Source organism: Rhizobium sp. Leaf262, from assembly GCF_001422245.1.
Classification (GTDB): Bacteria; Pseudomonadota; Alphaproteobacteria; order Rhizobiales; family Rhizobiaceae; genus Agrobacterium.
The window spans coordinates 1-12189 of the sequence record NZ_LMMM01000004.1 but is presented as its reverse complement, the minus strand read 5'-3'; the positions used below and the strand labels follow the sequence as shown (position 1 = coordinate 12189).

Below are 12189 nucleotides of genomic sequence, written 5' to 3'. Positions count from 1 at the left end.
ATGACAGCCGAGCCACTCATCGAATTTCGAGATGTCATCAAGCAATATGGCATGGGCGAAGCAAAGATACGGGCGCTGGATAGCGTCAGCCTGTCAATTAACCGGCGTGAATTCGTCGCCATCATGGGCCCGTCTGGCTCCGGTAAATCGACCTCGATGAACATCATAGGCTGCCTCGATAAGCCGACCGGCGGCGAGTATCTATTTCAGGGCGTGCCCACCAGCGGTTTCGATAACGAGCAACTGACGCTGCTGCGCAGGCACATGCTGGGCTTCGTGTTTCAGGGCTTCAATCTCCTACCGCGCACATCCGCCGTTGAAAATGTCGAACTGCCCCTGATCTATCGCGGCATGAAGGCGGCAGAGCGCCGTCCGCAGGCCATGGAAGCCTTGGCGCAGGTGGGATTGGCCGGGCGCGAGCATCACACCACGCAGGAGCTTTCCGGCGGCCAGCAGCAGCGCGTGGCCATTGCGCGTGCCATCGTCACACGCCCTGCTTTGCTTCTGGCGGACGAACCGACCGGCAATCTCGATACGAAAACCAGCACGGAGATCATGGAACTGATCACCTCGCTCAATCGCGACAAGGGCATTACCGTCGTCATGGTTACGCATGAGGAGGATATTGCGGCCTACGCCAACCGGCTGCTGCGCTTCAAGGACGGACATCTCGAATCCGATAGCGCCACCGAACGGCAGGAGGCCGCAGATGTTTCTTGAAACCGCGCGGCTGGCGCTTCGCGCCATCAGCCGCAACATTCTGCGGTCGTTCCTGACCGTGCTGGGCGTCGTCATCGGCGTAGCCGCCGTTATCGCCATGGTCACCATCGGTAACGGCACGACGGCACAGGTCAAATCCGAGCTATCGCGCCTTGGCACCAACATGCTGTTCGTGCGCCCCGGCCAGTTCGGCCCCGGTCGTGCAAGCACCGAGGCCAAACGTTTCAACGATCATGACGTGCAGGCCATGCGCGACCAGTTGGGCGGCATCAGAGCCGTTGCGCCCGTCAACAGAAGCTCGGCCGCCACCGTGATTTATGGTGGCAAGAACCATTCCACCAGCGTCGTCGGCACCACCAATGATTACCTTGTCACACAGGACTGGACGCTGGCGTTGGGTCGCTCATTCCTGCCAGCGGAAGATCGCGGCGGACAGATCGGCTGTATCATCGGCGAAACGGTGCGCCAGGAACTGTTCGGCGCGGCCAATCCCGTTGGGCAGACCATCCGCGTCAGCAACATCTCCTGCCCTGTCATCGCCGTGCTCGCCCGCAAGGGTCAGTCCGGTCTGGGTGACGATCAGGATGACACGATCATCATGCCGCTGAAAATCCACCAGCGGCGCATCGGCGGCACCACCACTATTTCCAGCATCATGGTCTCGGCGCAGGATGGCGTATCAACGGCAAAGGTGCAGTCCGATATCGAAAACCTGCTGCGCGAACGCCGCCGCATTGCTCTCGGTCGCGATGACGATTTCACCGTCAACGACATGGCGCAGATCGCCTCCGCCATGACCGGCACCACGACGCTGCTTACAGGCCTTCTGGGTGCCGTCGCTGCCGTGAGCCTGCTAGTGGGCGGCATCGGCATAATGAACATCATGCTGGTGTCTGTCACGGAACGTACCCGTGAAATCGGCATTCGTCTTGCCATCGGCGCGCTGGAAAAGCAGGTGCTGACGCAGTTTCTGGTGGAGGCCGTGATGCTGTCTGCCTTTGGCGGCGTGGCGGGCATTTTGTTCGGCCTTGGGATTGCCTATAGCGTCGTCAGCTTTCTGGGTGTGCCCTTCGTCACCAGCCCGTCCATCATCGCGCTTGCGTTTGCATTTTCAGCGGCCATCGGCGTTATCTTCGGCTACTTCCCGGCGCGGCGCGCGGCCAACCTCAGCCCCATCGAAGCGTTACGGCATGAATGACGCAGCCGGTTGCCATTGCTGCATCTCCTCTCCATATAAGGAAGGTATGAAAGAGGAGTTTTGAAGTGAGCGTCGCGTTTGTCAAAGAAGAGAGTGCCGAAACCGCAGCGGAAACACAGCTGCCGGATCGCCCCGCCTCGCAGCATCCCAACCTCGTGACCGAAGCCGGGCTGAAGGCGCTGGCGGCGCAGGTGGATGAAGCCCGCAAGGCGTTCGACGAGGCAAGCGCCATCGAAGACATCAATGAACGCAGACGCCTTGCCGGACCGCATATGCGCGACCTGCGCTATTTCTCCGAGCGGCTGCACACGGCCCAACCAATGCCAGTACCTGAAAGCAACGATGTCGTTGCCTTCGGCAGCACCGTGACCTTCACCCGGGATGATGGGCGGGTGCAGACCTATCATATCGTCGGAGAAGACGAAGCCGATCCGAAGGTGGGATCGATCTCCTATGTGTCGCCCGTTGCCAGCGCGCTTTTGGGCAAGGCCGTGGGTGACCTCGTGCAAGTCGGCGATCAGGAACTGGAAATCACCGCAATCGCCTGATTGGCGGGTTGCGGCGCTGGCGGACACACGGTATCTGATCGATAAAACACGCTCTTTCCGAACAATAAGGCCGGTCCTCCCATGTCAGTGGATTTTCTCGTCACCCATTCCGGTGGCTTCCATGCCGATGAACTGCTGTCCAGCGTCGTCCTCACCCGGCTCTTCCCGCGGGCGAAAATCGTCCGCAGCCGTGCACCGGAGTGGATCACGCCGTCGCAAGGCCGGATCATCTACGATGTCGGCGGAGCCTATGATGCCGATATCAGCATTTTCGACCATCACCAGCGCGGGGCACCGCTTCGCGAAGACGGCCAGCCGTACAGCTCCTTCGGGCTGATCTGGAAGCATTATGGCCACGCCTATCTTACCGCTTACGGAATTCCAGAAGACCACATCGAAGCCATCCATCAGTCCTTCGACAAGAGCTTTGTCCTGCCCATAGACCTGACGGATAATGGCGCGCTCAGCCCCTCGACCGCCGGGCTTCTTGCAGGCCTGACCCTGCCCTCCCTGCTGGAAACGCTGAAACCCACCTTCGACAATGACGACCCAAAAGCCGACGATCTAGCATTCAATGCAGCCCTTGCGATCGCCCGCAGCTTCGTTGAAGCGAGCATCGAGAAAAAGGCTGCGAAATTGCGCGCCGAAACGCAGGTGCTTCATTCCATCGAGGCAGCAGGTGAAAGCCGCGTTCTGGAGCTCTCCCGCGGCATGCCCTTCCGCCCCGCCATCATCAAATCCGGCGCTGACCACCTGCTCTTCGTGGTGCACCCCCGCGACAAGGACTGGTGCGTCACCGGCATCCGCCGCGCCGACGAAGGCTTTGAACTGCGCGCCGATCTACCAGCCGCATGGGCCGGTTTGACGAATGGTGATCTGGAGACGGCATCAGGTGTGGAAGGCGCAACCTTCTGTCACAACGGGCGATTTATCGCTGCGGCGAAAACGCGTGAAGCGGCGTTGGCGATGGCTGAGATTGCAGTGCGGGAAGCGGTTTGATCCCTACTCACCGTCATACCGGCCTTGAGCCGGTATCCAGTCAGCCCAAGTCCTTGGGCTGAAAGGGCCATTTCGACGCGCAGACGCGCGTCTGCTGGACCCCGGATCAAGTCCGGGGTGACGGAAGACGAGGCCTAAACCCCGACCGCTTCCTGGCGCTGTTTCGCCAGCGCCGCCAAATCCGCAGGCTTCAACTCGACAGACTCACCACAGCCACAAGCCGATGTCTGGTTCGGATTGGTGAAGGTGAAACCGGAGCGAAGTTTGGTGGTTTCGAAATCCATCTGGGTGCCGAGCAGGTAAAGCACGGCGGATGGTTCGATCCAGACCTTGGCATCCTGAAACTCGATCAGATCATCCTTGGCATTTGGCTCGGTCACCATGTCGATGGTGTATTCCATGCCAGCGCAGCCACCTTTTTTGATGCCCACGCGAAGGCCTTTGGCATCCGGGCCGGAATTCTCGACGATTGCTTTGACACGGGAAGCCGCAGCCTCGGTCATCGTCATCACTGCAAAGCCCATGGGCCCATTCTCCTTCGACAATCGGGTTCAAGGCCCGATGCTTCATGGTATCAATCTAGTCCCGCAGCGCACTGGTATCAATACCAGCCGACGGCAACCTGCGCTTCTTCCGACATGCGGTCCGGTGTCCATGGCGGATCGAAGGTCATCTCGACGGTGACGCCCGACACGCCTTCGACGGCGCCAACGGCATTTTCCACCCAGCCCGGCATTTCACCCGCGACAGGGCAACCCGGCGCGGTCAAGGTCATCATGATCTTGACCATGCGGTCGTCTTCGACGTCGATCTTGTAGATCAGACCGAGTTCGAAGATGTCAGCCGGAATTTCCGGGTCGTAGACAGTTTTCAGCGCGGCGATCACATCGTCGCTGATGCGTGCCAGTTCATCCGGCGCGATGGTCGAAACCTTTGCCGGAACGTCCGTCACGGCTGGTGTCTGCTCGGTGATGTCAGTCGTCATGGTCCTGATCCTTCAGGCGAAAAATGTGCGGGCGTAATCGAGCGCTTCGGCCAGAGCGTCCACTTCCGCGCGCGTATTGTAGAGGCCGAACGATGCACGGCATGTGGAGGTGACGCCGAAGCGTTTCAAGAGCGGCATGGCGCAATGGGTGCCAGCACGCACCGCAACGCCGCGTCTGTCGATCACCATCGAGACATCATGCGCGTGAATGCCCTCAAGCTCAAACGAGAAAATTCCGCCCTTGCCCGGCGCATTGCCGATGATGCGCAACGAATTGATGTCGCGCAGACGCTCTGCCGCATAGGCAGCCAGATCCGCCTCATGCGCCGCAATCGCCGCACGGCCGATCCCATCCATATAATCCACTGCATAACCGAGACCGATGGCCTGCACGATGGGCGGTGTGCCTGCTTCGAAACGGTGCGGTGGCTCGTTATAGGTGATTTCGTCCTCGGAGACGTCGAGAATCATCTCGCCGCCACCCTGGAACGGACGCATCTCTTTCAAGCGGTCGGCCTTGCCATAGAGCACGCCGATGCCGGAGGGACCATAAAGCTTGTGGCCTGTCATCACGTACCAGTCGCAGTCGATATCGCGCACATCGACCGGCATATGAACCGCGCCCTGACTGCCATCGACCAGCACCGGAATACCGCGCTCATGGGCAATACGGCAAATTTCCTTCACCGGAACGACCGTACCGAGCGCGTTGGACATATGGGTGATAGCGACGAGCTTGGTCTTTTCCGTCAGGCTTTTTTCAAAGTCCTCGATGTGAAAAGCACCATCATCATCCACCGGCACCCAGACAAGCTTGGCACCCTGCCGCTCGCGAATGAAATGCCACGGAACGATATTGGAATGGTGCTCCATGATCGAGATGACGATCTCATCGCCATCGCCGATATTCGGCATGCCATAACCATAGGCCACCGTGTTGATGGCCTCGGTCGAGGATTTGGTGAAGACGATCTCATCCACCGAACCGGCATTCAGAAACCGACGCACCTTTTCACGCGACGCTTCGTAAGCATCGGTTGCGGCATTGGAGAGAAAATGCAGGCCACGATGGACATTGGCATATTCATTTGAATAGGCATTCGAAATGGCATCGATGACGACCTGCGGCTTTTGCGCGGACGCGCCGTTGTCCAGATAGACCAGCGGCTTGCCATAGACCTCGCGCGAAAGGATCGGAAAATCCTTCCGCACGGCTTCGACGTCATAAGGGGCGGCCACAGCGGCGCGTTCGCGATCAGGCATGATGTTCCAGCCAGCTGGCGATGATGTCTTCCAGCGCTTCTACCAGTTGTTCGTCTTCCAGCTCTTCGATGATCTCATCGACAAAAGCATTGACCAGCATGGCCCGCGCCTTTGCCCGTGGCACGCCACGCGCCATCAGGTAATAGAGGTGGTTGTCGCTGATATCGGCAACGGTCGCACCATGGCCGCACTGAACGTCATCCGCGAAGATTTCAAGCTCAGGCTTGGCCGAAAACTCGCCATCGTCAGACATCAGCAGCGTGTTGCAGGCCATCTTGGCATCGGTCTTCTGGGCATCGGGCGCAACCCGGATCATGCCCTGGAAGATGCCCTTGGCGCGATCGAACACCACGTTGCGGAACACTTCCGTGGAGCTGGTATTCGGCACATTGTGGCCGAGAACCATCGTCACGTCCGTATGGGTTTCGCCGCCCAGCAGGTTGACGCCGCGGATGGAGAGATCGGAGTTCTCACCCTGAACATCCACGCGCAGTTCCTGACGCACCAGCTTGCCACCGGCGTTGATCACGAACAGACGCAGCTTGGCATCGGCACCCATGACGATCCGCAGCTGGCCAAGATGCGTATCGGCTGCCCCCTGTTGCTGGAGAATGACGTAGGTCGCTTCCGCGCCGTCCTGAACCTTGATCTCGCTAACCGAAGAAACGAGAGCGGCTTCAGATGTCACCGACAGGTGACGCTCGATGACGGTTGCCTTGGAGCCCTTGCCGAAGCGAACCGGGAAGCGGGTGTGAACCTGCCCTGCCCCGTGAATGGCCTGAAGTTCCAGCGGCTGTTCGAGATCGGCTTCATCGGGAACGACGACGGAAACGCCATCACGCACGAAGCTGCCATTGATACGGCCAATCGCATCATCCTTGCTGGCCGCAACGAGAGCGGCGGCAGCCGTGCCATCGGAAAGGCTTTCCGCGTAGCTTTCGGTTTGGAAGCCTTCGATCTGCGCATCGACCGCCTTGCCATGCATGACATAGGCGATAGGCGCACCGGCCACGAGGCCCGCACGCTTTTCGATAACAGGAGCAGGCGCATCTTCCGGCAAGCCGCGTAGCAGCGTCTTCAGGTCGGTATAGTGCCAGGCCTCGATCCGACGTGTCGGAAGACCGGCGGTCTTCAAATCGTCGAACAGCACATCGCGCGCGGCAACGACATTGCCGTCACCCGGCAGTTCGCTGAACTTGGCGGTAAAGGCTTCAACCAGCGCCAATTCAGCTGGCGTCTGCCGGTTTGTGGTTTGCATGTTCATCACATCACCTTTCCCAGCCAATCAGGCTGCTTCACCGATGATGTCGGCGTAACCGTTGGATTCCAGATCGAGCGCGAGGCTCTTGTCGCCGGAACGGATGATCTTGCCCTTGTAGAGAACGTGAACGCTATCCGGCACGATGTAATCCAGCAGGCGCTGGTAGTGGGTGATGACGATGGTGGCGCGGTCCGGGGACTTCAGCGCATTGACGCCATCGGCAACGATCTTCAGCGCATCAATGTCGAGGCCAGAGTCGGTCTCGTCAAGCACGCAAAGCTTTGGCTCCAACAGCGCCATCTGCAGAATTTCAGCGCGCTTCTTTTCACCACCGGAAAAACCGACATTGAGCGGACGCTTCAGCATATCCATGTCGATCTTCAGATCGCCAGCGGCTTCCTTGACCTTCTTGATGAAATCAGGCGTCGTCAGTTCAGCCTCGCCGCGTGCCTTGCGCTGCTCGTTCATCGCAACCTTCAGGAACTGCATGGTGGCAACGCCGGGAATTTCGACGGGGTACTGGAAAGCCAGGAAAATGCCCTTGGCCGCACGCTCGGCAGCGTCCAGTTCCAGAATGCTTTCGCCGTTATAAAGAATGTCACCGGAGGTGACTTCGTAGTCTTCACGGCCCGAGAGAATGTAGGACAGCGTGGACTTGCCAGAGCCATTCGGCCCCATGATAGCCGCCACTTCCCCAGCCGCAACCTTCAGGTTCAAGCCCTTGATGATCTCGGTTTCGGTATCGGCGATCTTTGCGTGCAGGTCGATGATTTCAAGCATGTTGTGATCTCTCAATCTTGTTTTCTCTTTCGAAAAGAGAAACGGTCAAATGATTTGAATGCATCGGCGAGCCAGAAAACGGCCATCATACCAAGTGCACTCGCTATTAAAATCGGCTTGGCGAACACCCAGCCCGCCATAAGCCCACCTATTCCAACGAACACTCCAACCATCAGAACGAAAATGCACAACACCAACAAGCGTGCACTGCCTGACGGCTGACGTTCGCTCATCAGCCAACAGAACCTTCCAGCGAAATCCCGATCAGCTTCTGCGCTTCAACCGCAAATTCCATCGGCAACTGCTGGATCACGTCCTTCACGAAGCCATTGACGATCAGCGCGATGGCTGACTCCTCTGGAATGCCGCGTTGCAGGCAGTAGAACAGCTGGTCCTCGGAAATCTTCGACGTCGTTGCTTCATGCTCGAACTGGCAGGACGAGTTCTTGGCTTCGATGTAAGGCACGGTGTGCGCACCACACTTGTCGCCGATCAGAAGGCTGTCGCACTGCGTGAAGTTGCGCGTGTTGGTCGCCTTGCGGTGGGCAGAAACCTGGCCGCGATAGACGTTTTCCGAGAAGCCGGCAGCGATGCCCTTGGCGATGATGCGGCTCGACGTGTTCTTGCCGAGGTGGATCATCTTGGTGCCGCTGTCGATCTGCTGATGACCGTTGGATACGGCAATCGAGTAGAACTCGCCACGGCTGTCGTCACCGCGCAGAATGCAGGATGGGTACTTCCATGTAATCGCAGAGCCAGTTTCCACCTGCGTCCACGAAATCTTGGAGCGGTGGCCACGGCAATCGCCGCGCTTGGTTACGAAGTTGTAGATCCCGCCCTTGCCGTCCTTATCACCAGGATACCAGTTCTGGACGGTAGAATATTTGATTTCGGCATCGTCAAGAGCCACAAGCTCGACCACGGCAGCATGAAGCTGGTTTTCGTCGCGCTGCGGCGCCGTACAACCTTCGAGATAGGACACATAAGCGCCCTCTTCCGCGATGATCAGCGTGCGCTCGAACTGGCCGGTATTCTTCTCGTTGATGCGGAAATAGGTGGACAGTTCCATCGGGCAACGAACGCCCTTCGGCACGAACACAAAGGAACCGTCGGTGAAGACCGCAGAGTTCAGCGTCGCGTAATAATTGTCCGTCGTCGGAACGACCGAGCCGATATATTTCTTCACCAGCTCAGGATATTCGCGAATGGCTTCCGAGATCGACATGAAAATCACGCCGGCCTTCATCAGCTCTTTCTTGAAGGTGGTAACGACCGAAACCGAGTCGAACACGGCATCCACGGCCACGCGGCGGTTCTCGACGCCAGCCAGAATTTCCTGTTCCTTCAGCGGAATGCCGAGCTTCTCGTAAACCTTCAACAGCTCAGGATCGACATCCTCAAGCGATTTCGGGCCGGGCGTGCTCTTCGGTGCCGCGTAATAATAGAGATCGTTGAAATCGATCTTGGGATAGTTGACGCGCGCCCATGTGGGCTCTTCCATCGTCAGCCAGCGCTGGTAGGCCTCAAGACGCCACGCCAGCATCCATTCCGGCTCTTCCTTCTTGGCGGAAATGAAACGGATCACCTCTTCGGACAGGCCCTTCGGTGCCTTGTCCACTTCGATCTCGGTTTCAAAACCGTATTTGTACTGGTCCACATCGATCTGGCGGACCTGATCGATCGTTTCCTGAACCGCTGCCATAGTTGTTCTCCAATCTCGCCGGATCCAAGGTCCGGTGGCTTGTCAACGTATCAAGACGGAAGACCCGCCTTCATTCGTGTCGAGCGCAACTTTTTCGTTACGCCTTATTTAGGGACCGGATGGCGCTTTTCACACTCTCCGGCAAGCGGAAATTTGACTTTCCGCAATTGTTTTTGGCTCTACGCCGCCTGTACGGCCAACTTTCGCCGCCCGGCAATCTTGGTAAAAGCCGCGATGGCCTTGTCGATATCGGCCTCATTCGTTGTCGCGCCCAGCGAAATGCGCAGTGCACCCAGCTTCGGATCGTGCCCCATCGCGCTCAGCACATGGCTCTCGCCCACCTTGCCGGAAGAGCAGGCAGCCCCCGCCGAAAGCGCAACGCCTTCGATATCGAAAGCAATCTGCCCTGTCTCAGATTTCAGACCCGGCAGAGTGAAAAAGGTCGTGTTGCAGACCCGCGCAGCCTTGGCACCATGGATGATAACATCAGGTGCCGCAGCGCGCATTGCATCTTCCAGCGTGGCACGCAGACCATCCAGGCGCGCAGCTTCCGCATCTAGATTTTTCAGCGCCTCGACGGCAGCCGTTCCAAACCCGATAATAGCAGAGGTATTTTCCGTGCCGGAGCGATGCCCCTTTTCCTGGCCACCGCCATGGATCAAAGGCTTCGGCATCATCACTTCCCCGCGGGAAATCAGCGCGCCCATACCCTTGGGACCGCCGATCTTGTGGGAGGAGATAACAAGGAAATCCGCCCCGAGGGTCTCGATATCAACAGAGATGCGACCAACCGCCTGAACGGCATCGACAACCAGCAGACCGCCAAAGCCGTGAACCAGACGCGCCGCTTCCGCCACCGGCTGAACAATGCCGGTCTCGTTGTTGACCAGCATCAGCGCGACCATCGGAAGACCCTTGGCGGCATCATGCGATGCCAGCGCAGCCTCGAGCGCGGCAAGATCAACAACGCCGTCAGCCGTCACTGCAATTTCGCTGACGTCGGCCTTGTCGAACCGACCGCCCTCGCGAATGGCCGGATGTTCGATGGCCGAGACATAGAGATGACCGATGGAAAGGGCCGAGCGTCCCATCTTGAACGCAGGAGACAGAACCAGATTAGCTGCTTCCGTCGCACCGCTGGTAAAAATGACATGCGACGCCTGCGCACCGACCAGCGCGGCCACATCGCAGCGCGCGGATTCGATTGCCGCGCGAACGGTACGACCCTCCTTATGAACCGAAGACGGGTTTCCCGGCAAATCGAGCGCAAAGACGAGCGCATCCCGAACAGCGGGCAGCAAAGGTGCCGTCGCGTTCCAGTCGAGATATGTGCGCATCATGCTGCCCATGGGATATCGGCTCTGTTTACCTATGATTGATGCGCCAAAGCGCATTTTCCTTGAAATTTCCGTCGTGCTTGCCTTATGACACGTCCAACAGTGCAGACAGCACACGAAGTTTCGAATAGTTCTAAACTGGGTTTTAGAAAAGCTGACCTTCCGCGTCAAGTCTTCTTGCGCATGGAAAAGGCTCAGAAACAGAAAAACACGACCGGAGTACCAATGCCCGAAGTCATTTTCAACGGCCCTGCGGGTCGCCTCGAAGGCCGTTACCAGCCATCCAAGGAAAAAAGCGCGCCGATTGCGATCATTCTGCATCCGCACCCGCAGTTCGGCGGCACGATGAACAACCAGATCGTCTACCAGCTTTTCTACCTCTTCCAGAAGCGTGGCTTCACCACTTTGCGGTTCAACTTCCGCTCCATCGGCCGCAGCCAGGGTGAATTCGATCATGGCGCTGGCGAACTCTCGGACGCGGCATCTGCGCTGGACTGGGTGCAGAGCCTGCACCCGGATTCGAAGAGCTGTTGGGTCGCAGGTTATTCCTTCGGCGCCTGGATCGGCATGCAGCTTCTGATGCGCCGCCCGGAAATCGAAGGCTTCATGTCGATTGCACCACAGCCCAACACCTACGACTTCTCGTTCTTGGCACCATGCCCGTCCTCCGGCCTCATCATCAATGGCGATGCCGACAAGGTCGCGCCTGAGAAGGACGTCAACGGTCTGGTGGAAAAGCTGAAGACCCAAAAAGGCATCCTCATCACCCACCGCACCGTCCCCGGTGCCAACCACTTCTTCAACGGACAGGTGGATACGCTGATGGGCGAATGCGAGGATTATCTGGACCGCCGTTTGAATGGTGAATTGGTGCCTGAGCCTGCTGCGAAGCGAATTCGGTGACATCTGATGCCGTTACCCCCCGCGCTTGGTGCGGGGTGCGGGGCGATCAAGGGCTTGATTGCAGAAAACTATTTCCATCCACCATTTTGTGACAGCGGGTGCGGCTAGCCCCCCTCTGCCCTGCCGGGCATCTCCCCCACAGGTGGGGAGATTGGCTGGGGGCACGCTCACCGTCCCCCTGCAACGTTCGCCCCAGCGGTCTATATGGGCAAGAGGGTGCCGCGAGTCGATCTCCCCACCTGTGGGGGAGATGCCCGGCAGGGCAGAGCGACTGTCTTGGCAGTCAAGCGTTTTGCCATGGTTTATTCTCCCGGATGATGGCGTTGAGGATGGTCAGCAGCTTGCGCATGGTGGCCACGATGGCGACGATCCTGGGCTTGCCGGACGCCACGAGACGATCGCGGAATTCCTTCAGCAACGGGTTGTGGCGAGATGCGACCAGTGCTGCCATGAACAGCACGGCCCGCACCTTGTAGCACGGCCCGCACCTTGG

General features: G+C 58.6%; 13 protein-coding genes and 1 pseudogene. 5 read left to right on the top strand and 9 right to left on the bottom strand.

Features of this window, described 5'->3' with window-relative positions; genetic code table 11:
* The 4 genes from ASF29_RS05620 to ASF29_RS05605 all read left to right on the top strand — a co-directional run bounded on the left by ASF29_RS05620 (position 1) and on the right by ASF29_RS05605 (position 3465).
* Positions 1 to 720, top strand: a complete 720-nt coding sequence (locus ASF29_RS05620) for an ABC transporter ATP-binding protein (RefSeq protein WP_062449923.1) — start codon at positions 1 to 3, stop codon at positions 718 to 720.
* Positions 710 to 1918 carry an ABC transporter permease gene (locus ASF29_RS05615; RefSeq protein ID WP_062449434.1) on the top strand — a complete coding sequence of 403 codons (1209 nt, stop codon included), beginning with the start codon at positions 710 to 712 and terminating at the stop codon, positions 1916 to 1918. The genes ASF29_RS05620 and ASF29_RS05615 overlap by 11 nt, the downstream gene beginning before the upstream one ends.
* Positions 1919 to 1983: 65 nt before the next feature.
* The gene (gene greA, locus ASF29_RS05610) at positions 1984 to 2466 is read left to right on the top strand and encodes a transcription elongation factor GreA (RefSeq protein ID WP_062449432.1); all 483 of its coding nucleotides are present in this window, start codon (positions 1984 to 1986) and stop codon (positions 2464 to 2466) included.
* A gap of 81 nt (positions 2467 to 2547) precedes the next feature.
* Entirely contained in the window at positions 2548 to 3465 is a 918-nt protein-coding gene (locus ASF29_RS05605; protein ID WP_062449430.1) for an MYG1 family protein, read from the top strand.
* A gap of 134 nt (positions 3466 to 3599) precedes the next feature.
* Here ASF29_RS05605 and sufA read toward each other — a convergent pair whose 3' ends face one another.
* The 8 genes from sufA to ASF29_RS05565 form a co-directional block, all read right to left on the bottom strand.
* The gene (gene sufA / locus ASF29_RS05600; protein WP_062449428.1) at positions 3600 to 3989 is read right to left on the bottom strand and encodes a Fe-S cluster assembly scaffold SufA; all 390 of its coding nucleotides are present in this window, start codon (positions 3987 to 3989) and stop codon (positions 3600 to 3602) included.
* A 77-nt stretch (positions 3990 to 4066) separates the two neighbouring features.
* A complete protein-coding gene (locus tag ASF29_RS05595) occupies positions 4067 to 4450 on the bottom strand; it encodes an SUF system Fe-S cluster assembly protein (protein WP_062449426.1) in 384 nt (127 codons plus the stop codon).
* Between the two features lie 12 nt (positions 4451 to 4462).
* Positions 4463 to 5713 (bottom strand): cysteine desulfurase, encoded by a 1251-nt coding sequence (locus ASF29_RS05590; RefSeq protein WP_062449425.1) that lies wholly within the window; start codon positions 5711 to 5713, stop codon positions 4463 to 4465.
* Positions 5706 to 6977, bottom strand: coding sequence for a Fe-S cluster assembly protein SufD (gene sufD / locus ASF29_RS05585; RefSeq protein ID WP_062449422.1), 1272 nt, complete (start codon positions 6975 to 6977; stop codon positions 5706 to 5708). The genes ASF29_RS05590 and sufD overlap by 8 nt, the downstream gene beginning before the upstream one ends.
* A 21-nt stretch (positions 6978 to 6998) precedes the next feature.
* Complete coding sequence (gene sufC, locus ASF29_RS05580; RefSeq protein WP_062449420.1) at positions 6999 to 7754, bottom strand: Fe-S cluster assembly ATPase SufC; 756 nt, start codon at positions 7752 to 7754, stop codon at positions 6999 to 7001.
* Positions 7755 to 7765: 11 nt separating this feature from the next.
* Positions 7766 to 7987: a hypothetical protein gene (locus tag ASF29_RS05575; RefSeq protein ID WP_062449418.1), complete on the bottom strand. Its 222-nt coding sequence runs from the start codon at positions 7985 to 7987 to the stop codon at positions 7766 to 7768.
* A complete protein-coding gene (gene sufB, locus ASF29_RS05570) occupies positions 7987 to 9456 on the bottom strand; it encodes a Fe-S cluster assembly protein SufB (protein WP_062449416.1) in 1470 nt (489 codons plus the stop codon). Before sufB ends, ASF29_RS05575 begins: the two co-directional genes overlap by 1 nt.
* Before the next feature lie 179 nt (positions 9457 to 9635).
* Entirely contained in the window at positions 9636 to 10805 is a 1170-nt protein-coding gene (locus tag ASF29_RS05565; RefSeq protein ID WP_062449922.1) for a cysteine desulfurase family protein, read from the bottom strand.
* Between the two features lie 213 nt (positions 10806 to 11018).
* On the opposite strand from ASF29_RS05565, the gene ASF29_RS05560 reads away from it, so the two are divergent.
* The gene (locus ASF29_RS05560; protein ID WP_062449413.1) at positions 11019 to 11696 is read left to right on the top strand and encodes an alpha/beta hydrolase; all 678 of its coding nucleotides are present in this window, start codon (positions 11019 to 11021) and stop codon (positions 11694 to 11696) included.
* Positions 11697 to 11979: 283 nt separating this feature from the next.
* Here ASF29_RS05560 and ASF29_RS05555 read toward each other — a convergent pair.
* Positions 11980 to 12189, bottom strand: a pseudogene (locus ASF29_RS05555) (IS110 family transposase); the annotation flags it as partial.

Coding starts and splice junctions, on each gene's coding strand:
- ASF29_RS05620 (WP_062449923.1), top strand. CDS start 1: ATGACAGCCGAGCCACTCATCGAATTTCGAGATGTCATCAAGCAATAT.
- ASF29_RS05615 (WP_062449434.1), top strand. CDS start 710: ATGTTTCTTGAAACCGCGCGGCTGGCGCTTCGCGCCATCAGCCGCAAC.
- ASF29_RS05605 (WP_062449430.1), top strand. CDS start 2,548: ATGTCAGTGGATTTTCTCGTCACCCATTCCGGTGGCTTCCATGCCGAT.
- sufA (WP_062449428.1), bottom strand. CDS start 3,989: ATGGGCTTTGCAGTGATGACGATGACCGAGGCTGCGGCTTCCCGTGTC.
- ASF29_RS05595 (WP_062449426.1), bottom strand. CDS start 4,450: ATGACGACTGACATCACCGAGCAGACACCAGCCGTGACGGACGTTCCG.
- ASF29_RS05590 (WP_062449425.1), bottom strand. CDS start 5,713: ATGCCTGATCGCGAACGCGCCGCTGTGGCCGCCCCTTATGACGTCGAA.
- sufD (WP_062449422.1), bottom strand. CDS start 6,977: ATGAACATGCAAACCACAAACCGGCAGACGCCAGCTGAATTGGCGCTG.
- sufC (WP_062449420.1), bottom strand. CDS start 7,754: ATGCTTGAAATCATCGACCTGCACGCAAAGATCGCCGATACCGAAACC.
- ASF29_RS05575 (WP_062449418.1), bottom strand. CDS start 7,987: ATGAGCGAACGTCAGCCGTCAGGCAGTGCACGCTTGTTGGTGTTGTGC.
- sufB (WP_062449416.1), bottom strand. CDS start 9,456: ATGGCAGCGGTTCAGGAAACGATCGATCAGGTCCGCCAGATCGATGTG.
- ASF29_RS05565 (WP_062449922.1), bottom strand. CDS start 10,805: ATGGGCAGCATGATGCGCACATATCTCGACTGGAACGCGACGGCACCT.
- ASF29_RS05560 (WP_062449413.1), top strand. CDS start 11,019: ATGCCCGAAGTCATTTTCAACGGCCCTGCGGGTCGCCTCGAAGGCCGT.